Below are 22435 nucleotides of genomic sequence, written 5' to 3' on the forward strand. Positions count from 1 at the left end.
TTGACCGGAGAGCCGCTACCGCGCCCGGAATATCCGGCTCAGGTCGACGGCGTACCCAGCATCCGTCCGGTCATGCTCACCGGATCCCGAGGGCCTCGCGCCACTCGGCGGGCACGAGCGCGTAGCCCACGAACGCGACGACGTCGAGCAGCGTGTGGGCCACCACGAGCGGGATGATCCGGCGGCGACCCTCGGGCTGGAACCGCGGCGAGGTGTAGAACCACGAGAACACGACGCCCATCACGACGTTGCCGATGAACGGCCCGATGCCCTGGTAGAGGTGGTACGAGCCGCGCAGGAGCGAGCTGGCGACGATGAACTTCACGCGGTTCCAGCCCAGGTCGCGCGTGCGCTCGTACAGGTAGCCCACGGCGATGACCTCCTCCAGGAGGCCGTTCTGGAACGCGCTGAGCAGCAGCACCGGCACGGTCCACCAGTACGTGTCCAGGGCGCTGGCCTGCACCTCCACGGTGATGCCGACCGCGCGGCCCAGCGCGTAGAAGGCGAGGCCGGGGATGCCGATCGTGGCCGCCAGAGCGAAGCCCCACCCGACGTCGCGCCACGGGCGCGACCCGTCCAGGCCGAGGCTGCGCGTCACGCTGCGCCCGTTCGCGCTGAGCAGGTACAGGACCAGGGCCACCGGGACCAGCGCGAACCCGATGCTCAGCACCTGGTAGACGAGGTCGAGGTACGGGCGCTCGGACTGGCTCGCGTTGAGCGTGGCGGTCTGCTCGGCCAGCGGCGTCCCCGCCGTCAGCCGGGCCACGATGTTGACCAGCGCGTACACGCCGGACTGGCCCAGGCTCAGCCCGAGCACTATCCACACCTCGGCGATGGTGCGGCGACGGGAGAGGGGCGGCTCGGTCACGGTCACGCTCCGGAACCTACCCCGCGTGGCCGGCAGTCCGGCAGCCGGCCACGCGAGAGGTCAGCGGTTCGAGGCCCGCCGTACGAAGTCCGCGAGGTCCGCCGACTGGGCGACCCGCGACTCCGGGTGGATGTACATCATGTGGCCCGCCGGGTAGACGCGGGTCTCGATGCGCTCGCGGTAGGACGCCGGGATCGCCATCTGGTCGAGGCTGTACTCGATGGCCTCGACCGGCACGCCGCCGTCGTACCGGCCCATGGCGATGTGCACCTGGAGGTGCGGGTTCAGGATCATCGCCGTGGCCAGCTTGTCGGCGACGTCGACGGCCTTGCCCTCGAACTCCTTGTACGACCACGGGTGCACGTGCCGCGAGAGCACCTCGTAGATCGCGTCGTGCTCGTACCCGAGCTCGCCGCGCAGGTAGTGGTGCAGCGCCGCCGTGTACGGGCCCGACGTCGCGGTCAGGAACGGGTCGTACGGCATCTGCTCGTGGATGTAGTGGTCCGCCGGGCCGGTGAACCGGGTGTCGAGGCGGCCCGTGACCAGGCGGCGCGCGCGCAGCAGCTCCGCGTAGACCCGGGTGTGCTCCAGGCGCAGGTTGGCGCGGTCCACGTAGTCCTCGCTCAGCCCGGTCAGGGAGGCGATCTTCGCGACGGCGGCCGCGCGCTCGTCGTCGGGCACGCGTGCCCCGCGGGCCAGCACGGAGGCGTAGGTCTCGGCCCAGTCCCGGGCCTCGGCCACGACGTCGTCGAGCGATCGGTCGCCGAGCAGGCCGTGGTAGTGCGCCGTCGCCGCGTAGACCGGCAGGAACAGCGGGTGCGGCAGGTTGGAGTGCTCGCCGTCGAACAGCGCCTCCATGTTGAGCGCCGGGGCCACCAGCATGACGCCGTTGAGGAACATGCCGAACCGCTGCTGCAGGTACTCGGCCAGCGCGGCGCCGCGGGTGCCGCCGTAGGACTCGCCGATCAGGAACTTGGGGCTCATCCACCGGTCGTTCCGGCTCGTCCACAGGCGGATGATCTCGCCGACGGACTCGATGTCGCCCGTGAACCCGTGGAACGGCTTGGCCTGCTCGCCCTCGGTGGCGCGCGAGAACCCCGTGGAGACCGGGTCGATGAACACCAGGTCGGACACGCGCAGCAGCGTCTCCGGGTTGTCGATCAGCCCGTACGGCGGCGCGGTCAGGTCGCCGACGTCGCCCGAGTCGACCCGCCGCGGGCCCAGCACGCCGAGGTGCAGCCACACCGACGACGAGCCCGGGCCGCCGTTGAACGCGAACGTCACCGGACGCTGCGTCACGTCCGCGTCGTCCAGCGTGTAGTAGGTGATCGAGACCTCGGCCTTGGGCTTGCGGCCGTCGTACTTCTCGTCCTTGACGGACTCCTGGCGCAGCACGACCCGGCCGGTCGTCGCGGAGTAGGCGAGGTCGCCGTCCGGGGTGTGGAGGGTGTGCCGCGTGGTGACCAGGTCGTCGGCGGGCTCCGGCTTCTTCGGCGGTGCCCCGTCCGACGACGCCGTGGTCGCCTCGGGCTGTTCGGTGCTGGTGCGCTTCTCGTCGGTCACCCGGGGAACCTATCGCGGGGCCCTGCGGGACCGTATCGGCGGGGTGTCGGCGTGTTCCGCCGTTGCGTATACGCAACAAAGATCTACTACAGATGCGATCAAGCGATAACCCGGGCAACATGCGGTGAGTCGTACGCCGCTGCCGAGAGCCTCAGGGCCCTCGTTCGTTGGCGAAATCCAACACGAGAGATAGGCTGCGACTGCATGGTCAGCGCCGGGCGTCACCCGAAGAACGCGATCAACGCGGTGATCTGCGATCTGCCGCAGGGCATCGACGTCGTGCCGATCCACAACGGGCATCGCTGGGGAATGCTGAGGTGCGGGATGTGTGACGCAACGGAGGCGATCTGGTCCACGCCGCGGGACGCCGACAACCACGCACGCCGGCTGCTCAGGTTCGTGACGCGGCACGTGCACGACGAGGAGGGCTGAGATGCCGGTTTACGAGTTCACGATGTTCCTCGACCGAGATCTGTCGGACGCCGACTACGACCGTCTCTTCGAGGCGGGACTCGACGACAGCTCCCCGGGTTCCGAGGGTGGCCGTGGGTATGTCGCCGTGACGCGGGAGGCACCGCGTCTCCTGGACGCGATCGTGTCCGCCGTACGTGACGCTGTCGAGGCAGGCCTGCGTCCCGTGGCGATCGGGGACGAGGACCTGGTCACGCTCGGCCAGATCGCCGAGCGCTGCGGGCGGACTCACGAGTCCGTCCGGCTCCTCGCTGCCGGCCGTCGTGGGCCGGGGGGCTTCCCTGCGGCCGTCGGCTCGGCCAAGACGTCTCTCTACTCGTGGGTCGAGGTGTCGGACTGGTTCGCCGAGAGTCTCGGGGTGGTGGTCCAGCCGCACGATGCGGATGCCCGCCTGCTGGCCGCCGCGTCGCACATCCTGCGTGCACGGGCACTCGTGCCGACCGAGGCGGTCGCGCTGCTCGCCTCGGCCTGATCACCCGACCTCGTCCGATTAACTCCTTGCGTCTCGTCCTGGTGATCCGGCAAACTGGTTTGCAGTACAAACCAGTTTGAGAGGCGAGGCGATGACCATGGCTACCGACCCGACGCGCCGTCCTGAGCCTGCCGAAGGGCCGGGCACCTTCGCGGAACCGGGACACCCGGCCGACGGCGCGGGCCTCGACCCCGCCGAGACGTTGCGGCTGATCCGGCAGCAGCAGGAGGCGGCCCGCGACGCCACGGAGCCCGACGGGCGCCTGCTGTTCGGCGCGTGGGGCCTGGCCTGGGTGATTGGGTACCTGGCCATGTGGACGACGGCCCGCGAGACGGGTTCGCCCGCTCCGTGGGCCGGGTGGGTGTTCGCCTGCTGCATCGCGGGCGCGACCACGTTCACGATCGTGCACAGCATCACCCGCACCGCGGGCACCCGGGGCACGAGCGCCCGGGTCGGGGCGCTGTACGGCTGGACCTGGTTCCTCGCGTTCACCGCGCTCGGCGTCGTGCTGGGCGCCATGGGCAACGCCGGGGCGTCGCCCGAGGTCATGGCCATCGCCGCGAACGGCTTCGCCTGCGTGATCGTGGGCCTGATGTACATCGCCGGCGGGCTGCTCTTCGAGGAGAACCGCATGGCCCTCGTCGGCGGCTGGATGCTCGTCGCCGCGGTGCTCGCGGCCTTCGCGGGGATGCCCACCACGTACCTGGTGATGGCCGTCGCGGGTGGCGGCGGGTTCCTGGTCATGGTGGCGGTGGAGCAGGTGCTCCGGGCGCGGCGCCGATCGGAGGGCGGTGTGCGGCGTGCCTGAGGACCTCGACCCGGTCATCCACGCCCCCGCCCGGCTGCGCGTCGTGGCCTCCCTCGCGGCCCTGGGCCGCGGCGACGAGGTCGCCTTCCCCAAGCTGCGCAAGCTGCTCGACATGACCGCCGGCAACCTGTCGACCCACCTGCGCAAGCTGGAGGACGCCGGGTACGTGCGCGTCACCAAGACCCATGAGGGCAGGACTCCTGCGACGTACCTCGCCCTCACCGAGACCGGCCGCACCGCGTTCGCGGACTACCAGGCGGCACTGATGGAACTTCTGAACGGAGCACAGTCATGAGTGCGGTTGAGGTCAGCGGGGTGACCAGGCGCTTCGGCGCCGTGGTGGCCCTCGACGACGTCTCGCTGGAGGTGGGGCACGGCGAGCTGGTCGGTCTGCTCGGCCCCAACGGGGCCGGCAAGTCCACGCTGCTGTCGCTGGTCAGCGGCCAGCGCCGGCCCGACGCCGGGGTGGTGCGCCTGAACGGCCACGACCCCCGCGACGCGCGGTCGCGCACCGTGCTCGGCCTGACCCCGCAGGAGACCGGCCTGCCCGCCACGCTGCGCGTGCGCGAGGTGGTCGACTTCGTGGGCGGGCACTACCCCGACCCGGTGCCGACGGCCGAGCTGCTGGACCAGTTCGGCCTCGCCGACCTGGCCAAGCGGCAGACCGGCTCGCTGTCCGGCGGGCAGAAGCGGCGGCTGGCCGTGGCGCTGTCGCTGGTCGGCCGGCCCCGCGTCGTCCTGCTCGACGAGCCCACCACCGGCCTCGACGTGTCCGGCCGCGCCGCGCTGTGGGACGCCATCCGCGAGTACCACGCGAGCGGCGGCACCGTGCTGCTCACCTCGCACTACCTGGAGGAGGTGCAGGCGCTCGCCGAGCGGGTCGTCGTCATCGACCACGGGACCGTGCTCGCCGACGACTCCCTGGAGAACATCCTCAGCAAGGTCGGTGCCCGCCGCGTGCAGCTGACCGACGCCGCCGGGGTGCGCCAGGAGCACCTCGTCGCGGACTCCGACGCGTTCGTGCGCGACCTGGTCCGCTCCGGCACCGAGTTCAAGGACCTGGAGATCCGCGGCGCCTCCCTCGAGGAGGCGTTCGGCCAGCTTGTCGACGCGACGAACGAAGGGGCAGTGCGATGAGCGCGACCACGAGCACGACCGGGGCCCCGGGCCTCGACGCCCCCGCCGGGCAGACCCAGTCGTTCTGGGTGCTGTCCTGGCTCCACCTCAAATACCAGTTCCTGGAGACCGTCCGGATCCCGATCGCGGTGCTCGGCAACGTGCTGTTCCCGTCGCTGTCGATGTTCTTCTTCGTGGTCCCGCAGGAGTCCGTGGCGGGCAACCCCCTCTATGCCACCGTCGCGGTCGCGGGCCTCGGCCTGTTCGCCGTCTGCTCCGCCAGCCTCTTCACCTACGGCCTGGGCGTCGCGGAGGACCGGCAGCTGCCGTTCTACCCGTTCCTGCGGTCGCTGCCCGCCGGCCCCGGGCCCCAGATGGTCGCCCGCGTGCTCAACGGCGGCGTCTTCTCGCTGTTCGGTCTGCTGCCGCTGATCCTCATCGGCTGGCTGTTCACGGCGGCCACCCTGACGTTCGGGCAGCTCCTCGCCGGCATCGGGACCATCCTCGCCGTGTCCGTGCCGTTCGTGCTGCTGGGCATGGCCATCGGCTACAAGCTGTCCGCCAAGGCGGCGCTGCCCGTGGTGCAGGTCATCCTGTTCCCGCTGGCCTTCGCGGGCGGCCTGTTCCTGCCGCCCCAGATGTTCCCCGCCTGGCTGGACGCCATCTCGAAGGCCACGCCCACCCGTGCCGGCCGCGACCTGCTGGTCCAGGCGACCACGGGCCTGGACGCGTACGCGCTCGCGCTCCCGGTGCTGGCCGGGTGGACCGTGCTGTTCGCGGTGCTGGCGATCCTCGCCTACCGCAGCGACGAGGGGCGCCGCTTCCGCTGACGTCAGCCGGCGCGGCGCAGGCGCAGCGAGTTCGCCACCACCAGGACCGAGCTCGCCGCCATCGTCCCGCCCGCGATCATCGGGCTGAGCAGCCCGGCCGCCGCCAGCGGGAGCGCCGCGACGTTGTACGCGAACGCCCAGAACAGGTTCTGCTTGATCACCCGCAGGGTCTTCCGGGACAGGCGGACGGCGCTCGCGGCGGCCCGCAGGTCGCCGCGGACCAGCGTGATGTCGCCGGCCTCGATCGCCACGTCGGTGCCGGTACCCATCGCGAGGCCCAGGTCGGCGGTGGCCAGGGCGGCGGCGTCGTTCACGCCGTCGCCCACCATCGCCACGGTGCGGCCCTCGGCCTGCAGCCGGGCCACCACCGCGGCCTTGTCGGCGGGCAGCACCCGCGAGATGACGTCCTCCTGCGGGATGCCCACGGCCTCGGCCGCGACGCGGGCCGCGCCCGCCGAGTCGCCGGTCAGCAGGTAGGGACGCAGGCCCAGCCCGGTCAGCTCGGCGACGGCCTCGGCCGACGTCGCCTTGGCCGGGTCGCGCAGCGCGATCACACCGCCCGCGGCCCCGTTCCAGGCGACGGCCACGGCCGTCGCCCCGGCCTTCTCCTGCTGCCCGACGGCGGAGCGCACCTCCGCGGAGACCGTCACCCCCTGCTCGGCGAGCCAGTCCGGGCGGCCCACCAGGACGCGCCGGGTGTTCAGCGCGCCGTCCGGCGTCAGCCCGGCGTGCGCCCGCCGGACCAGGCCCTCGACACCGCCGCCCGGGTGCGCCACGAAGCCCGTGACCTCCAGGGGCGTCTCGGGGTCCGGGTCGGCGGCGGCGCGGCCCGCGGCCGCGACGGCCCGCGCGATCGGGTGCTCGCTGAGCGCCTCGACGGCGGCCGCGTACCGCAGCACCTCCGGGGCGTTGGTGAGGTGGTTCGCGTCGTCGGCGGCCGAGTGGCCGACGCCGGCCATCGCGGGGCTCCGGTCGGGGCTCCACACGTCCACCACGCGCATGCGGCCCTCGGTGACCGTGCCCGTCTTGTCGAGCACCACCGTGTCCACGCGGCGCGTGCTCTCCAGGATCTCCGGCCCGCGGATCAGCACGCCGAGCTGGGCGCCGCGGCCCGTGCCGACCAGGATCGCCGTGGGCGTGGCCAGCCCCAGCGCGCACGGGCAGGCGATGATCAGCACCGCGACGGCGGCGGTGAAGGCGGCCTCGACGTCGCCGGTCACGGCGAGCCAGCCCGCCAGGGTCAGCACGGCCAGCACCAGCACGACCGGCACGAACACCGCCGAGATGCGGTCGGCGAGCCGCGCCACGGGGGCCTTGCCCGTCTGGGCCTGGGCCACGAGCCGCCCGATGCGGGCGAGCATCGTGTCCTCGCCCACGCGGGTCGCGCGCACCAGCAGGTGCCCCGACATGCTCACCGTGCCGCCCACGACGTCGTCGCCGGCGGACACGTCCACGGGGACGGGCTCGCCGGTGACCAGGGACGTGTCGAGCGCCGAGACGCCCTCCACCACCGTGCCGTCCGTGGCGACCGTGCCGCCCGGGCGTACCGCGAACACGTCCCCCACCTGCAGCGCGGCCACCGGCACCGCGGTGGTGCGCCAGCCGCCGTCGGGCACGCGCAGGGGCGTGCCGTCCGGGCCGAGCGCGATGCGCTCGGCGTCCTTGGCGCCCAGGCTGAGCAGGGCGCGCAGGGCGTCGCCCGCGCGGCGCCGCGACCGGTGCTCGGCGTACCGCCCGGCCAGCAGGAACGTGGTGACCACGGCGCCGACCTCGAAGTACACGGCCGGGCCCATGCCGTGCTCCGCGGGCCGGACGACGCCGGCGACCAGGACCCAGAGAGACCACAGGGTCGCCGCGACCACGCCGATCGAGACGAGGGTGTCCATGGTGGAGCTCGCGTGCCGGGCGGCCCGGAACGCCGCGGCGTGGAACGGCCAGGCGCCCCACACCACGACGGGCAGCGCCAGCGCGGCGACCAGCCACTCGCTGCCCGGGAAGGACAGCCCGGGCACCATCGACAGCAGCAGCACCGGGACGGTGAGCACGGCCGAGACACGCAGGCGGCGGAGCAGGTCGTCGCCGCGGTACCCGTCGCCGGGGGCCGCGCCGGGACCGGCGGCGTCCTCCGCGCCGGGACCGGCGTCGTCCGCGGCCGCCCCGTCCGCGGTGCGGCGGCGCGTGACGCGCGCCTCGTACCCGGCGGACTCGACGGCGTCGACCAGGTCCTGGTCGGTGACGTCGGCCGAGAGCACGACGTGGGCCGACTCCAGGGGCAGGTTCACGGTCGCGGCGACGCCGTCGAGCCGGTTGAGCTTGCGCTCGACCCGGGCGACGCACGAGGCGCACGTCATGCCGGACACAGCGAGCTCGACCTCGCCGAGGGGGTGCAGGGCCTCAGCGGCAGGCACGGTGCTCCTTACTGGGGGTGGGGCGTCCGATCAGGACTGGACGATCGGCAGCATGCGGGTCGCCTGGCGGCCCGGGGCCTGGGCGGCGGACTCGGCCGCCACGGCGTTCTCGAGCACCTCGACGTCGGCCACCTCGTAGCCGGCCTCGTCCACGGCGTCGCGCAGCGCGGCCTCGGCGAGCGGCAGCTTGGAGATCACGTGGACCTGCGAGGTCTCCCCGGCGTGCAGCTCGATGCTGACGTCCTGGACGTCGGGCACGCCGCGCAGCTCGTTGGTCACGGCGGACACGCAGTGCCCGCAGGTCATCCCGGTCACGGCGAGCTTGGTCACGGTGGTCATGCGTTCTCCTCGGTTCGTGGGCTGCTGGGCGTGCGGATGCTGCCGGCCATGCTCGGGTCCCTGGACCGTCACATGCGGACGAGGCGTGCGATCGCCTCCGAGGCCTCCCGGACCTTGGCGGCGCCCTCGGCGTCGGAGGCCTTGGCCGCGTCCACCACGCAATGTCCCAGGTGGTCCTCGACGAGCGCTAGGCTCACCGCTTGCAGCGCCTTCGTCACGGCGCTGACCTGGGTGAGCACGTCGATGCAGTACTCGTCCTCGTCGATCATCCGGGCAATTCCGCGAACCTGCCCCTCGATGCGGCGCATCCGCTTGAGGTAGCCGGTCTTGTCGGACGCGTAACCGTGCGGCCCGTCGTGCGCACCGGCCGCGTGCTCGTTCGGGGTGGCGGCCTCGGTCGCCTCGGTGATCTCCGTCGCCTCGGTCATGCAACCATGAGATACCCCTATGGGGTAGTGAGTCAAGTGCCCGGGCCACAGCCCGGGGGCGGCGTTCACCACCTCCCAGGATCGGATACCTTTCGTCCTTAATACCCCAGATTCTGCATGAGAGGTCCTCCCGCCGGCATGCCCGCCTCGATGACTCGCCGCCTCCTGCTCGCCGCGCTCGCCGCGGCCGGACCGCTCGCCCTCACGGCGAGCGCGGCACCCACCGACTCCCCCGTAGCGCCGCCCGCCGTGGTTCCCGCGGCGACGCGGAAGGCCCAGGCCCAGGAGGCGCCCCGGATCTACATCGCCGGCGACTCGACGGCGGCCCAGAAGTACGCCGGGGTCTTCCCCGAGACCGGCTGGGGCATGGGACTGTCCTGGTACGTGGCACCGCGGATCGAGGTGCTCAACCACGCGATGAACGGGCGCAGCTCCAAGAGCTTCATCACCGAGGGGCGCCTCGACGCGATCCTGGACGTCCTCCGCCCCGGCGACGTGCTGCTGGTGCAGTTCGGCCACAACGACGAGAAGGCCCACCCGTACGTCCACAGCGACCCGTGGACCACCTACCCGTCCCACCTGCGCCGCTATCTCGACGGCGCCCGGGAGCGGGGCGCGCGGCCGGTGCTGCTGACCCCGGCGGAGCGCCGCCGGTTCGACTCGGCCGGGAACGTCGTCGCGACGCACGGGTTCTACCCGGACGCGATGCGAGCGCTGGCCGTCGCGGAGGGCGTGCCCCTGGTCGACGTCACCGCGCAGACCATGGCGCTCTGGCAGGAGCTCGGGCCCGACGGCACCCAGGTGTACTTCCTGAACACCTACGAGGGGCGGCAGGACAACACCCACTTCAACACCCCGGGCGCCCGCCTGGTCGCCCGGATGGTGGCGCGCGGCCTGCTCGCCGCGGGCGTCCTCGCGGAGGACCAGGTGCGCCGCCTCGACGAGAGCATCCCGGTCGAGTGGTTCACATGGCCGGAGGAACCGCCTGCTGCGACCTGATCCGGTGCGGTGACCAGCGGAGCGGCGTCGTCGTTGCTACGTTCGACGGATGGACCAGTCAGGGGGACGGGGCGTAGCGGTCGTGGTCGAGGACGACGACCTCATACGTGAGGTCATCGAGGTCATCCTGCAGCAGGCCGGCTTCACCGTGCACCCCGCCGCCACCGGCGCCCAGGGCGTGGCGCTGGTGAAGGCGCACCGGCCCATCGTGACCACCGTCGACATCTCCCTGCCCGACATCGACGGGTTCGAGGTCGTCCGGCGGGTCCGGACCTTCTCCGACACGGTGATCGTCATGCTCACGGCCCGCGTCGACGAGGTCGACACGCTCATGGGTCTCGAGTCCGGCGCCGACGAGTACGTCACCAAGCCGTTCCGGCCGCGCGAGCTCCGGGCGCGGATCGACGCGCTCCTGCGCCGGTCCGGACACCTGACGCCGGCGGCCGGGCCCGTGGGGGAACCAGACCCCGCTCCGGACGACAGCGGCCGGCTCGAGGTCGACACCGCGCGCCGCACGGTCCGCCTGGGCGGCGAGCTCGTGCACCTGACCCGCACCGAGTTCGTGCTGCTCGCGGCCCTGCACGACGCGCGCGGCCGGCCGGTGCCGAAGGGCGACCTGGCCAGCCTGCTCTGGCCCGACGACCACGGCTACGGGGGCACCGTCACCGAGGCGGACCGGCGCACGGTCGAGGTCCACGTGGCCAACGTCCGCCGCAAGCTCGGCGACAGCCCGACGAGCCCGCGCTTCATCCACACGGTCAGGGGGCTGGGGTACCGGTTCGAGAACGCCTGACCAGTGCCGCCTCGGTGTGGTGGGCCAGGCGCATGAGGTGGATCAGCGTGTCGATCTCGGGGACAGTGCGCGTGCGCGCCACGTCCTGCGCCGCCGCCCAGGACGCCTGGGCCAGCGGGACCGCCCCCACCATGGCGCCGGTCACGGCCAGGTCGGCCGCCGTGTCGTAGACGGCGTACACGCTGCCGTCCAGGGCGGCGACGGTGAGCAGCTCGAGGCGGCGTCTGAGACCGGCCGCGAACTGGTCGGCGAGCCGGCGGGCGGTCTCCGCGCCGAGATCCTGGTCGAGGTCACGGAGCACGGTCTCGTCGAGGATGCCCGAGGCGAGAGAGTGTTCCGGCCGCTCGGGTACGGGCGCGCCGCCGTCCGGGCAGCCGGTGCGGGCGGACCGCCCGGCCCCGCCGGTCCCGGTGTGTCGTCGAATCTCGGTCATGGCCCGCCTCCCCGTGAGTGCCTGTGCGGCTACTCCCAGGGTGCGGGCCGGAACTCAACGCCCGGCCGAAGAACCTCAAGGACTGCTCAGGATCGGTCTTGAGGTACTTGAGGTTTCTTGAGGTTCTCCGGGCTCGGCGCGCTCCGGCGTGCTTGCGCTGCTCAGCGCGTCAGGTTCCCGATCACGATCGCGACCACGGCCACCGCCGCCCACAGCAGCAGCCCGAACCGCCACCAGAAGTTCAGCGTGAGCCGGTTCGGGGCATCGAGCTGCATGGCCTCCTCGTCCGAGAGGGGTCGCGTGGCCCACCCGGCCTCCGTGGCGGTCGCGAGGCTGTACCGCAGGCCCCACGACACGCGCAGGATCCAGAACAGGTGGAAGTACGAGTAGCGCAGCACCAGGGCACGCCCCGCGTCCAGCGGCGCCGTCTTGCTCTTGCTGCCCCAGCCGAAGAAAACCATGTTCGATCCCTTGTCTCTGACCGCGCACGCCCTGCGCGCGGCGAGCAGAGCGTGGCAGAACCGCGCCCCCAGGTCAGTGGGGAGAACTCCCCACCCGGGACCGGCGGACGCCGTCGGGCAGAGGGGATGAGGTTCGCCGTCGCGGATGAGAGTCCCAGGGGCCCGGCGTAGCGTGAAAAGGGACCGAAGCCAGTTCAAGGATGACCTGGAAGGGGTAACCCAACATGCCTGGAAACAAGGCGGTCGCTTACCGCGAACCCGGCGTGGTTGAGGTGGTCGACATCGACTACCCGACGTTCGAGCTCCGGGACGGACCCGGGGTCAACCCGGCCAACGTGGGCCGCAAGGTGCCGCACGGCGTGATCCTGCGGACCGTGTCCACCAACATCTGCGGCTCGGACCAGCACATGGTCCGCGGCCGCACTACCGCGCCTCCCGGACTCATCCTGGGGCACGAGATCACCGGCGAGATCGTCGAGAAGGGTCCGGACGTCGAGTTCCTCGACGTGGGGGACATCGTCTCGGTCCCGTTCAACATCGCCTGCGGGCGCTGTCGCAACTGCAAGGAGCGCAAGACCGGTATCTGCCTGAACGTGAACCCGGACCGGCCGGGGTCGGCGTACGGGTACGTCGACATGGGCGGCTGGGTGGGCGGCCAGTCCGAGTACGTGCTGGTGCCGTACGCGGACTTCAACGCGCTCAAGTTCCCCGACAAGGACCAGGCGCTGGAGAAGATCCTCGACCTGACGATGCTGAGCGACATCTTCCCGACGGGCTTCCACGGGTGCGTGAGCGCGGGTGTGGGCGTGGGCTCCACCGTGTACATCGCGGGTGCCGGACCGGTCGGCCTGGCAGCCGCGGCGTCGGCCCACCTGCTCGGGGCCGCCGTGGTGATCGTGGGCGACCTCAACAAGGAGCGGCTGGAGCAGGCGCGTTCGTTCGGCTGCGAGACGGTGGACGTCGCCGCCGGGCCGATCGGCGACCAGATCGATCAGCTCCTGGGCGAGCCGGAGGTGGACTGCGGTGTGGACGCCGTCGGGTTCGAGGCGCGCGGGCACGGGTCCGACTCGGCGACGGAGCACCCGGCAGCCGTGCTGAACGGCCTGATGGAGGTCACGCGTGCGGGCGGTGCGCTGGGCATCCCCGGCCTGTACGTGACGGGTGACCCGGGGGCGTCGACCGAGGCCGCGAAGGTCGGGTCGCTGTCGCTGCGGCTGGGGCTCGGCTGGGCCAAGTCCCACGCGTTCACGACCGGTCAGTGCCCGGTGATGAAGTACAACCGGGGGCTGATGCAGGCGATCCTGCACGACAAGGTGCAGATCGCCAAGGCCGTCAACGCCCAGGCGATCTCCCTGACGGACGCGCCGACGGGCTACCACGAGTTCGACGAGGGTGCGGCGACGAAGTTCGTGCTGAACCCGAACGACTACATCAAGGCGGCCTGACGGCGGCACCGCTGGTCGAGCCGGCCACCGCTGGTCGAGCTTGTCGAGACCCGGGTCTCGACAAGCTCGACCAGCGGAGGGGTCTCGACAGGCTCGACCCGCGGGCGGGCTAGCGCGGAGCCGCAGCGGCCGCCGCCCGTGCCGCGGCCGGGAGCGCGTCCAGGATCCGGTTCACGGCGTCGTCGTCGTGCGCCGCGGAGACGAACCAGGCCTCGAACACCGACGGCGGCAGGTTGACCCCGGCCTCCAGCATCGCGTGGAACAGGGCCGTGTACCGGAACGTCTCCTGCGCCTGGGCCTGCGCGTAGTCGCGCACGCCCGACGCCGCGGCCAGCGGCCCGAAGAACACCGAGAACAGGGAGCCCGCGCGCTGCACGCGGTGCTCCACGCCCTCGGCGGCCAGCGCCGCGCCCACGGCGTCCGACAGCACGCGCGAGACCTCGTCGACGTGGGCGTACACCGCGTCGTCGGCCAGCCGCAGGGTCGTCAGGCCCGACGCTACCGCCACGGGGTTACCGGACAGCGTGCCCGCCTGGTACACGGGCCCCAGCGGCGCCAGGTGGTCCATGACCGACGCGGGCCCGCCCAGCGCGGCGACGGGCATCCCGCCGCCGATGACCTTGCCGAACGTGAACAGGTCGGGCGTGTAGCCCGCGCCCCCGGCGGCGCGGATCGCGTCGTTCTCGACGCCCCACCAGCCGGCCGGACCCACGCGGAACCCGGTGAGCACCTCGTCCATGATGAACAGCGCGCCGTGCGCCGACGTGATGCGGCGCAGGCCCTCGTTGAAGCCCTCGACCGGCGGCACCACGCCCATGTTCGCCGGCGACGCCTCGGTGATGACGGCGGCGATCTCGGAGCCGCGCTGCGCGAACGCCGCCTCGACGGCCGCGAGGTCGTTGTAGGGGAGCACCAGCGTCTCGGCGGCGGTCGCATCGGTCACGCCCGCCGAGCCCGGCAGGGCGAGCGTCGCGACGCCGGAGCCGGCCTCGGCCAGCAGCGCGTCCATGTGCCCGTGGTAGCAGCCGGCGAACTTGATGACGAGCGGCCGTCCGGTGACGCCGCGGGCCAGGCGGATCGCCGTCATCGTCGCCTCGGTGCCCGTGGAGACCAGGCGCACGCGCTCGGCCGCGGGGACCCGGCGGCGCACCTCCTCCGCGAGGTCGACCTCGGCCACGGTCGGGGCGCCGAACGACAGGCCGCGCGCGGCGGCGTCCTGCACGGCGGCGACGACGTCGGGGTGCGCGTGCCCCAGGAGCGCGGGGCCCCACGAGCAGACCAGGTCCACGTACTCGCGCCCCGCGACGTCGGTGACGTACGGGCCGCTGGCCGAGGCCAGGAACCGCGGGTCGCCGCCCACGCTGCGGTAGGCGCGGACCGGCGAGTTCACGCCGCCCGGGATCGCGCCCTGCGCGCGCAGGAACGCCGCGTGGTTCGCCTCGGGCGCCCGGCGCAGCCCCTGCGCCTCGACGGTGTCTCCGTTCGGTTCGGTCACTTGATCCACTCCGCGATCTCGAGGGCCCAGTAGGTGAGGATGACGTCGGCGCCCGCCCGCTTGATGCTCGTGACCGACTCCAGGACGGCGCGGTCGCGGTCGATCCAGCCGTTCGCGCCGGCCGCCTCGATCATCGCGTACTCGCCCGAGACCTGGTACGCGGCCACGGGCACGTCGCTCCGGTCGGCGACGGCGCGCAGCACGTCCAGGTACGACCCGGCCGGCTTCACCATCACCAGGTCGGCGCCCTCGGCGAGGTCCAGGTCGGCCTCGCGCAGGCCCTCGCGGCCGTTCGCGGGGTCCATCTGGTAGGTCTTGCGGTCGCCCTGCAGCTCCGAGTCCACGGCCTCGCGGAACGGGCCGTAGTACGCGCTCGCGTACTTGGCGCTGTACGCCAGGATGCTCGTGTCGGCGAAGCCCGCGTCGTCCAGCGCGTCCCGGATCGTCGCGACCTGGCCGTCCATCATGCCCGACGGCGAGATCACGTCGGCGCCCGCCTTCGCCTGCGCCACGGCCATGGAGGCGTAGCGCAGCAGCGTCGCGTCGTTGTCCACAGCCCCTGTGGACGTCAGGACGCCGCAGTGGCCGTGGTCGGTGAACTCGTCCAGGCAGGTGTCTGCCATCAGCACCGGGGTGGCGGCACCGGGGGCGAGGCCTTCGTCCAGCGCCGCGCGGGAGGCACGCAGCGCCCGCTGCAGGATGCCGTCCGCGGCGTCGGCCTGCGAGCCGCTCGCGTCCTTGACCGAGGGGATGCCGAACAGCATGACGCCGCCCAGCCCCGCGTCGCGCGCGGCCCGCACGGCCTCGACCAGCGACTCCTCGGTGTGCTGCACCTGCCCGGGCATGCTCGTCAGCGGCGCGGGCTCGGTGAGCCCCTCCTTGACGAAGAGCGGCAGCACCAGGTCGGCAGGGTGCAGGCGGGTCTCGGCGACCAGGCGGCGCATGCCCGGTGTGGCGCGCAGACGACGGGGCCGGTACACGATCCCGGAGGAGCTCACGATGTCCTTCTCTCTCGTTGTCGTGTCAGACCTACAGGTCACCAGAGTGACCTGTAGGTCTGACAGGTGCATCAGGTTCTGACAAGTGCTTCGGTCACGGCCGCGGCCAGGGCCGCGTCGGTGGGTGCTTCGGCCACGCCGAGCACCGTGTGCCCGACGTCGCCCGCCACGCGAGCCGACGGCTCCCCGATCGCCACCACGCGCTGCGGTCCCAGCTGGGCGGCGACCTGGCGGGCGGCCGACCCGGAGGCGACCACGACGACGTCGTAGTCCCGCCGCAGCTCCGGCGGAATCTCGTGCGAGACGGTGCGGTAGGCCGTCACGACGTCGACGACCCAGCCCTTGGCCACCAGGCCCGCGCGGACGGTATCGGCCGCGAGGTCGCCGAGCGGGAGCAGCACGCGCGGCGCGGTGCCCGGCGCCGCAGGGGACGCGGCGTCGGCGGGCGCCGTGGGGAACGCGTCGGCGAGGCCTGCTCCGGTCGCGGTCCCCGGCACGAGGTCGACGGCGACCCGGTGCGCGGCCAGGGCCTGCTGCGTCGCCGGCCCGACGGCGGCCCAGCGGACCCCCGCCGGCTCGGGTGCGGCGCCCTGCCCGACCGCGTGCGGGACGGCGTCCGGGGTCGTGCCGAGCAGCGCGTCCACGGCGTTCACGCTGGTGATCGCCACCCAGTCGTACGCGCCGGCGGCGAGGCGCTCGCGGGCGGCGTCGAGCGCTTCCGGGTCCTCGACGGGAGCGCGCTCGATCACGGGCGCCGCTACCGGGTCGAGCCCGCGCTCGCGCAGCAGTGCCAGCAGCCCGGCGGCGCGCTCCGGGGAACGTGCGACCAGGACGGTGGGCGCACCCTTGGACGCGACCACCGGGGGGACCGGCTCGGTCACGCCTTCTCCGGGACGGTCGCGCTCAGCGGTGCGAGCCGCTCGGCGCCGTCGGCCAGCAGGTTCTCGGCGACGGCCACACCCAGCGTGCGGGCGGCGGCGTCGAGGGCCTCGGGCGCGACGTCCTGGGACAGCGGCGTCTCACCGGTGCGCGACATCTGCTCCGAGCCGTCCACGGCGGCGACGACGGACCGCAGGCGCAGCACCGATCCCGACACCGTCGCGTGCGCGCCGACCGGGGCGGCGCAGCCGGCCTCCAGCCGCGCCAGCACGGACCGCTCGGCGAGCACCGCGAGGCGGGTCGGCCGGTGGTCCAGCAGATGGATCGCCTCGGCGAGGCTGTGTCCTGAGCCCGCCGAAGGGTCGGGTGCGACAGGCGGCGCACCGGCCTCGGACACGATGTCCGCGGTGCGCACCTCCACGGCGAGCGCGCCCTGGCCGGGGGCGGGGGAGACGACGTCGACGTCGAGCACCTCGCTGATCACCTCGGTGCGGCCCAGGCGTGCGAGCCCCGCGTATGCGAGGACCACGGCGTCGAGGTCGGCCTCGGGGCCGAGCGCGCGGTTGAGCCGCGTGCCCACGTTGCCGCGGATGTCCACGACGTCGAGGTCCGGCCGGGCGGCGCGGATCTGCGCGGCCCGCCGCGGCGAGCCGGTGCCAACGCGCCCGCCGTGCGGCAGGGTGGCGAGGGTCAGGCCGTCGCGTGCGCACAGGGCGTCGCGCGGGTCCTCGCGCTCGGGCGTCACGAAGGTGAGGCCGTCCGCGGGCGTGGTCGGCAGGTCCTTGAGCGAGTGGACGGCGACGTCGCAGCGCCCGTCGAGCAGCGCCTCGCGCAGCGCGGTCACGAAGACGCCGGTGCCGCCCAGGCTCGCGAGGCTCCCGGTCTTCACGTCGCCCTCGGTCCGAATGTGCACCAGCTCGACCGGCCGTCCGGTCAGCTCCTCGAGGCGCCTGGCCACCAGACCGCTCTGGGTCGTGGCGAGGGCGCTCGCGCGGGTACCCAGGCGGATCGGCGTGGCGTCGGCCGGGGTGCTTCCGGATGTGCTGACGGACAGGGGGGTCGGGGTCACCAACCCAGTCTCCACCCGAACCCCCGCCGGGAGGAAACCGGAAGGTGCCCGATGGACGGATTTCACAGGGTTGGTAACGGGTTGTCAGAACGTCGCGCCGAAACGCGCCCTCCGGACCCTCCCTCAGGCCCCTTCGCTCAGCCGTTCGGCAGTGCGACCCGCGTGCGCGACGATCGCCGCCAGCCCCGTACCGGCGATCCAGCCGCCCGTGACGTCGAGGCCGGGCTCGGCCAGGACGACGTCCTCGAACTGCCGGACGGCGGCCCGGTAGGCGGGCGTCGGCGGGGGCAGAGCCCCGTCCCAGCGCTGGTGCAGGCTGTCCCGCACGCGTCCGGTCAGGTCGACGCCGAGCAGCGCGGACGCGTCGCGTACGGCCTCCTGCGTGGTGGGCTCCGGCGTCGGCTCGCCCAGGCGCCCGTAGCTGAGGCGCACCACGTGCACCCCCGGCCCGACGGCGTCGCGCACCCGGCGGGCGAGCCACGGCCACTTCGCGGTCGCGTGCGTCAGCGCCTTCGCCCGGACGGCACCCGGCGCGGTGCCCGGGGCGACGAGCATCCCCGAACCGCGCGGCGCGGCGTCGAGCGCGGGCGCGTCCAGCAGCAGCGTGACGAGCCAGATGTCGGCCCCGTGCTCTGGCCGCGCGGGCGGCTCCAGCGTGGTCCGCTGGGTGGCGGCCGCATCGGCGGCGGCTTCGACTTCGGTCGGTTGCACCGAGGCCGGTCCGTCAACCGACCGGTCTCGATGCGACCGACCGATCTCGGAGTCAGGTCCCAGGTCTGGGGCAAAGTCCGGGCGGGTCGCCAGGACCACGCGGGGCGTGCGCAGCGCCCGGCCGTCGGCCAGGTGCACCAGCCAGTCCGGCCCGGTCGCAGCGTTCCCGCCGACCGCAGCGGCAGCGTTCCCGCCGGCCGTGCCCGCGGCAGTCTCTCCGCCCGCGGCATCCGAGCCGACGGCGTCCGCAGCACCTGCACCCGCACCGGCCCGGTCGCCCACGCGCTCCAGGCCCGTGACCGAACTGCCGAACCGCACGTCCAGCCGGCTCACCAGAGCGTCGACCAGCGCGTGGACCCCGCCGTCGATCCCGCGCACCGCCGACCCGGGCGGCGCCGCGGCCCGCAAGGACGCCACGGCGCGCGACAGGGACCCGGTCCGCTCGTACGCGTCCAGCAGCCCGGGGGCGACGGCGGCGACGTCGAGCCGGTCGAGCGGCGCCGAGTGCACGCCGGCCGCGACCGGCGTGACCAGCCGGTCCGCGACCCGCGAGCCGAGCCGCGACCGCGTGAGGGCCCCGAGGTCGGTCGGGTCCACGAGCCGCGCCGGCAGCACCCGGTCGAGCGAGCCGCGAAGCACGCCCGGCCAGCCGATCGCGCGGCGCACGTCGGCGGCCCAGGGCCGCGAGGGTATGCCCAGGACGCCGGCGGCCGGCAGCGGGAAGGCGCGCCCGGCGGCGTAACCCCAGGCGGAGAGGCCCGCGGGCGCCTCGACGGTCAGCCCGAGTCCGGCGACGAGCCGCTCCACGGCCCCGCCCCGCACCGCGAACGACTCGGCCCCGAGGTCCAGGGGCACGTCGGGCAGCGAGCCGAACGACCCGCCCCGGATCGGTCCGCCCGCCCGGTCGGCGGCCTCCAGCACGACGACGCGCAGCCCGCGCTCCGCGAGCGTGTGCGCGGCGACCAGCCCGCCGATCCCGGCCCCGACGACGACGGCGTCGGCCACCTCGGCAGCACGGCCCGCCTCAGCACGGCCCGCCTCAGCAGCACGCCCCGCCCCGGCACCGCCGCCCGCAGCCGCGCCCGACGAGGTCACAACGAGTGGACCAGCTCGACCACGCGGGTCAGCACCGTCGGGTCCGTGTCCGGCGGTACGCCGTGGCCCAGGTTCACCACGTGCCCGGGCGCCTTGAGCCCGCGCGAGACGACGTCGCGCACGTGCGCCTCCAGCACGTCCCACGGGGCGGCCAGCAGCGCGGGGTCGATGTTCCCCTGCAGCGGCACGCCCGGCAGCAGCGCCGCGGCCTCGTCGAGCGGGGTCCGGTAGTCGATGCCCACGGCATGGTCGGAGATGCCGGCGTCGGCCAGGACCTGGCGCATCGCGGGCAGCAGGTGCCCGGTGCCGGTGCCGAAGTGGATGGCGGGCACACCGGCGTCCGCGACGTACGACAGCGCCCGCGTGGACGACGCGGCGACCCGCGACGTGTAGTCCGTCAGGGACAGCGAGCCGGCCCAGGAGTCGAACAGCTGCACGGCGCTGGCGCCCGCCTCGACCTGCGCCCGGAGGAACGACCCGGTGAGGTCGGCGGTCCACGTCACGAGCGCGTCCCACGTCTCGGGGTCGGCGTGCATCAGGGTGCGCGCGGCGAGGTGGTCGCGCGACGGGCGGCCCTCCACGAGGTAGGCCGCCAGCGTGAACGGCGCGCCGCCGAACCCGAGGAGCGGCGTCGACCCGAGCTCCGCGACCGTCAGTGCGACGGCCGCCCGGATGGGTTCGAGGGCCTCGTCGTCCAGCGTGCGGGAGGTGAGCCGGGCGACGTCCTCGGCCGTGCGGTACGGCTGGTCCATCACGGGACCGACGCCCGCCGTGATGTCCACGCCCACCCCGGCCAGCTTGAGCGGCACCACGATGTCCGAGAAGAAGACCGCGGCGTCGACGCCGTGCCGGCGGACGGGCTGGAGTGTGATCTCGGCCGCGAGCTCGGGCCGCAGGCAGGCCTCCAGCATCCCGGTGCCCCGCCGCACCTCGCGGTACTCGGGCAGGGAGCGGCCGGCCTGTCGCATGAACCAGACAGGCGTGCGACCAGGACGTTCACCCCGGAGCGCCTGCACGAGGGGTGCGGCGGTGGTCCGCCCGTCGACGAGCGGGTGAGCAGGGGTGATCGTGGTGGACTTCACGCTTCACGATTCTGCCCTGCCCGGCCGTGGTGCATAAAGTTGGAGCACTGTGGTTCTCCTCTCCCTCACCGCCAGCCACCGCGAGCTCGACCTCGACGCGCTGGAGCGCCTGTCCACGGGTTCGTCGTCAGTGGGCCGTGTCGTCGTGGGTACCTGCGGCCCCGTCGCCGGCGCCGTGGTCATCTCCACGTGCAACCGATTCGAGCTCTACCTCGACGTCGACGCGCCGCTCAGCGGCGACAGCGTGAAGCACGCGACGCGCCACGTGGCGCAGCTCGTGGCCCACGCGTCGGGCGTGACCGGCGACGTCGCCGCGCGCAGCTTCACCGTCCGCACCGGCCCGGAGGTCACCGAGCACCTGTTCGCCGTGGCGTCGGGCCTGGACGCGATGGTCGTGGGCGAGCGCGAGATCGCCGGCCAGGTGAAGCGCTCGCTGGCCATCGCCCGCGAGCAGGAGACCACCTCCAAGACCCTCGAGCTCCTGTTCCAGACGGCGTCGCGCACCTCCAAGCGCGTCGGAACGGAGACGGAGCTCGGTGCGGCGGGCCGCTCCGTCGTCGCCCTCGCGCTGGACCTCGCCGAGACCGAGCTGCCGCCCTGGGACGGCGCGCGCGCCGTGCTGATCGGCACCGGCTCGTACGCGGGCGCCTCGGTCGCGGCCCTGCGGGCCCGCGGCTGCGAGGACATCGGCGTCTTCTCCCAGTCCGGCCGGGCCGCGACCTTCGCGGAGTCGCACGGCGTACGGTCGGTCGACTCGCTCGTCGAGGCGCTCGCCGACGCCGACATCGTGGTGAGCTGCAGCGGCGCCCGCGGGCGGGCGCTCGCGGCGCGTGCGGAGTCCGACGACGAGCAGCTCGGCGCCATGGTGGCCGGGAACTTCGGCGGCGAGACGGTGCTGCCGCAGGGGCTGTCGGGCGACGGCGGCCCCGAGGCGAGCCTGGGCCACGTGCTCGACGCCGCAGCGGTGGTGCGTGCCCGGGAGCGGGCCGCGGAACGCGCCGGCGACGAGCCGGAGCCCCGCCCGCTCGTGATCCTGGACCTCGCCCTGCACCGTGACGTCGACCCGCGCGTGGCCGACGTCGAGGGCGTGCTGCTCTACGACCTCGCCACCCTGAAGGCGCACGCGCCGGCGGTCGCGCGGGACGTCGTCGCGCACGCGCAGGGAATCGTGGACACCGCCGCCCGGCGCTTCGAGGAGACGCGCCTGGGCCGCGAGGCCGACGCCGCCGTCGTCGCCCTGCTGGACGAGGCGGAGGTGCGGGTGGTGGCCGAGATCGACGCCGCCGTCGCCCGGCTGACCGACGAGCTCGCGCTGCGCGGCGAGCCCGCCCCCGAGGAGTCCGACGTCGACGTGATCGCCCGGGACGTGCGCAAGCGGGCGCACGCCGAGCTGCACGACCAGATCGTCGCCGTCCGCGCGCGGGCCACCGCCGAGGCGCGTGCCGCGGAGGCCGCGCTGGTGCAGGGCGCCGAGGCCCTGACCCTGGAGGCGTCCGCCCAGCGAGACGCCGACCACCCCACACGCCGATAATCAACCGGTGATAATTGTCCGGATAAGCCGGGCGGACTGGTATCTCGGGTCCAAAGCTGTCTTCGTTACCGAATCGTGATCTGGGTGATTTTATTCACCCGGTGGTCCGCACTAGGTTCGGGGGCTCAAGGACCGAACGCG

The 22435-nt window shown here is 73.5% G+C and carries 23 protein-coding genes; 10 read left to right on the forward strand and 13 right to left on the reverse strand.

The genetic code is table 11. The annotated features are described in order from the left end of the window. Positions 1 to 76: 76 nt before the first annotated feature. Positions 77 to 874, reverse strand: coding sequence for a CPBP family intramembrane glutamic endopeptidase (locus tag H291_RS0114005; RefSeq protein WP_020015634.1), 798 nt, complete (start codon positions 872 to 874; stop codon positions 77 to 79). A gap of 54 nt (positions 875 to 928) precedes the next feature. Continuing rightward, entirely contained in the window at positions 929 to 2431 is a 1503-nt protein-coding gene (locus H291_RS0114010) for a S10 family peptidase (protein WP_020015635.1), read from the reverse strand. 204 nt (positions 2432 to 2635) lie between these two features. Here H291_RS0114010 and H291_RS0114015 point away from each other — a divergent pair, with 204 nt between their 5' ends. The 6 genes from H291_RS0114015 to H291_RS0114040 all read left to right on the forward strand — a co-directional run bounded on the left by H291_RS0114015 (position 2636) and on the right by H291_RS0114040 (position 6128). Further along, positions 2636 to 2863 (forward strand): hypothetical protein, encoded by a 228-nt coding sequence (locus tag H291_RS0114015; RefSeq protein WP_020015636.1) that lies wholly within the window; start codon positions 2636 to 2638, stop codon positions 2861 to 2863. A 1-nt stretch (position 2864) separates the two neighbouring features. Next, positions 2865 to 3374 carry a hypothetical protein gene (locus H291_RS30115; protein ID WP_020015637.1) on the forward strand — a complete coding sequence of 170 codons (510 nt, stop codon included), beginning with the start codon at positions 2865 to 2867 and terminating at the stop codon, positions 3372 to 3374. A gap of 97 nt (positions 3375 to 3471) precedes the next feature. Continuing rightward, the gene (locus H291_RS30120) at positions 3472 to 4182 is read left to right on the forward strand and encodes a hypothetical protein (RefSeq protein ID WP_157237028.1); all 711 of its coding nucleotides are present in this window, start codon (positions 3472 to 3474) and stop codon (positions 4180 to 4182) included. Next, on the forward strand, positions 4175 to 4477 hold the full coding sequence (locus tag H291_RS0114030; protein WP_026365739.1) for a transcriptional regulator: 303 nt from the start codon (positions 4175 to 4177) through the stop codon (positions 4475 to 4477). The genes H291_RS30120 and H291_RS0114030 overlap by 8 nt, the downstream gene beginning before the upstream one ends. Continuing rightward, positions 4474 to 5319: an ABC transporter ATP-binding protein gene (locus H291_RS30125; protein ID WP_033326907.1), complete on the forward strand. Its 846-nt coding sequence runs from the start codon at positions 4474 to 4476 to the stop codon at positions 5317 to 5319. The genes H291_RS0114030 and H291_RS30125 overlap by 4 nt, the downstream gene beginning before the upstream one ends. After that, the gene (locus H291_RS0114040) at positions 5316 to 6128 is read left to right on the forward strand and encodes an ABC transporter permease (RefSeq protein ID WP_020015641.1); all 813 of its coding nucleotides are present in this window, start codon (positions 5316 to 5318) and stop codon (positions 6126 to 6128) included. Before H291_RS30125 ends, H291_RS0114040 begins: the two co-directional genes overlap by 4 nt. 2 nt (positions 6129 to 6130) lie before the next feature. Here the strand turns inward: H291_RS0114040 and H291_RS0114045 are convergent, their stop codons facing one another. The 3 genes from H291_RS0114045 to H291_RS0114055 form a co-directional block, all read right to left on the reverse strand. Further along, on the reverse strand, positions 6131 to 8479 hold the full coding sequence (locus H291_RS0114045) for a heavy metal translocating P-type ATPase (RefSeq protein WP_084468230.1): 2349 nt from the start codon (positions 8477 to 8479) through the stop codon (positions 6131 to 6133). 87 nt (positions 8480 to 8566) lie between these two features. Further along, on the reverse strand, positions 8567 to 8875 hold the full coding sequence (locus H291_RS0114050) for a heavy-metal-associated domain-containing protein (RefSeq protein WP_020015643.1): 309 nt from the start codon (positions 8873 to 8875) through the stop codon (positions 8567 to 8569). A gap of 68 nt (positions 8876 to 8943) precedes the next feature. Then, positions 8944 to 9303, reverse strand: a complete 360-nt coding sequence (locus H291_RS0114055) for a metal-sensitive transcriptional regulator (RefSeq protein ID WP_020015644.1) — start codon at positions 9301 to 9303, stop codon at positions 8944 to 8946. 150 nt (positions 9304 to 9453) lie between these two features. Between H291_RS0114055 and H291_RS0114060 the strand changes: the two genes are divergently transcribed. Together H291_RS0114060 and H291_RS0114065 are read left to right on the forward strand one after the other, a co-directional pair. Then, positions 9454 to 10302, forward strand: coding sequence for a rhamnogalacturonan acetylesterase (locus tag H291_RS0114060; RefSeq protein WP_232216068.1), 849 nt, complete (start codon positions 9454 to 9456; stop codon positions 10300 to 10302). Between the two features lie 49 nt (positions 10303 to 10351). Further along, on the forward strand, positions 10352 to 11095 hold the full coding sequence (locus H291_RS0114065) for a response regulator transcription factor (protein WP_033326909.1): 744 nt from the start codon (positions 10352 to 10354) through the stop codon (positions 11093 to 11095). Here the strand turns inward: H291_RS0114065 and H291_RS0114070 are convergent. Together H291_RS0114070 and H291_RS0114075 are read right to left on the reverse strand one after the other, a co-directional pair. Next, on the reverse strand, positions 11061 to 11528 hold the full coding sequence (locus H291_RS0114070; protein WP_020015647.1) for a hypothetical protein: 468 nt from the start codon (positions 11526 to 11528) through the stop codon (positions 11061 to 11063). The genes H291_RS0114065 and H291_RS0114070 overlap by 35 nt on opposite strands. Before the next feature lie 161 nt (positions 11529 to 11689). Beyond that, entirely contained in the window at positions 11690 to 11989 is a 300-nt protein-coding gene (locus tag H291_RS0114075; RefSeq protein WP_020015648.1) for a hypothetical protein, read from the reverse strand. Positions 11990 to 12213: 224 nt separating this feature from the next. On the opposite strand from H291_RS0114075, the gene fdhA reads away from it, so the two are divergent. Continuing rightward, complete coding sequence (fdhA, locus tag H291_RS0114080) at positions 12214 to 13434, forward strand: formaldehyde dehydrogenase, glutathione-independent (RefSeq protein ID WP_026365740.1); 1221 nt, start codon at positions 12214 to 12216, stop codon at positions 13432 to 13434. Positions 13435 to 13543: 109 nt separating this feature from the next. Here the strand turns inward: fdhA and hemL are convergent, their stop codons facing one another. The 6 genes from hemL to hemE form a co-directional block, all read right to left on the reverse strand. Then, the gene (gene hemL, locus H291_RS0114085) at positions 13544 to 14929 is read right to left on the reverse strand and encodes a glutamate-1-semialdehyde 2,1-aminomutase (protein WP_020015650.1); all 1386 of its coding nucleotides are present in this window, start codon (positions 14927 to 14929) and stop codon (positions 13544 to 13546) included. Next, a complete protein-coding gene (gene hemB, locus H291_RS0114090) occupies positions 14926 to 15873 on the reverse strand; it encodes a porphobilinogen synthase (protein ID WP_020015651.1) in 948 nt (315 codons plus the stop codon). Before hemB ends, hemL begins: the two co-directional genes overlap by 4 nt. Positions 15874 to 15998: 125 nt before the next feature. Beyond that, positions 15999 to 16808 carry a uroporphyrinogen-III synthase gene (locus tag H291_RS30130; protein ID WP_020015652.1) on the reverse strand — a complete coding sequence of 270 codons (810 nt, stop codon included), beginning with the start codon at positions 16806 to 16808 and terminating at the stop codon, positions 15999 to 16001. After that, entirely contained in the window at positions 16805 to 17875 is a 1071-nt protein-coding gene (gene hemC, locus H291_RS0114100; RefSeq protein ID WP_020015653.1) for a hydroxymethylbilane synthase, read from the reverse strand. Before hemC ends, H291_RS30130 begins: the two co-directional genes overlap by 4 nt. Positions 17876 to 17998: 123 nt before the next feature. Continuing rightward, positions 17999 to 19591: a protoporphyrinogen/coproporphyrinogen oxidase gene (locus H291_RS0114105; protein ID WP_020015654.1), complete on the reverse strand. Its 1593-nt coding sequence runs from the start codon at positions 19589 to 19591 to the stop codon at positions 17999 to 18001. Positions 19592 to 19677: 86 nt separating this feature from the next. Beyond that, the gene (gene hemE, locus H291_RS0114110) at positions 19678 to 20763 is read right to left on the reverse strand and encodes a uroporphyrinogen decarboxylase (protein ID WP_051109492.1); all 1086 of its coding nucleotides are present in this window, start codon (positions 20761 to 20763) and stop codon (positions 19678 to 19680) included. 49 nt (positions 20764 to 20812) lie between these two features. Here hemE and H291_RS30135 point away from each other — a divergent pair, with 49 nt between their 5' ends. Next, positions 20813 to 22294: a glutamyl-tRNA reductase gene (locus H291_RS30135; RefSeq protein ID WP_020015656.1), complete on the forward strand. Its 1482-nt coding sequence runs from the start codon at positions 20813 to 20815 to the stop codon at positions 22292 to 22294. The last annotated feature ends 141 nt before the right edge of the window (positions 22295 to 22435 follow it).

Origin of the sequence: Promicromonospora sukumoe 327MFSha3.1 (genome assembly GCF_000385135.1) — a bacterium.
Lineage (GTDB): Bacteria > Actinomycetota > Actinomycetes > Actinomycetales > Cellulomonadaceae > Promicromonospora > Promicromonospora sukumoe_B.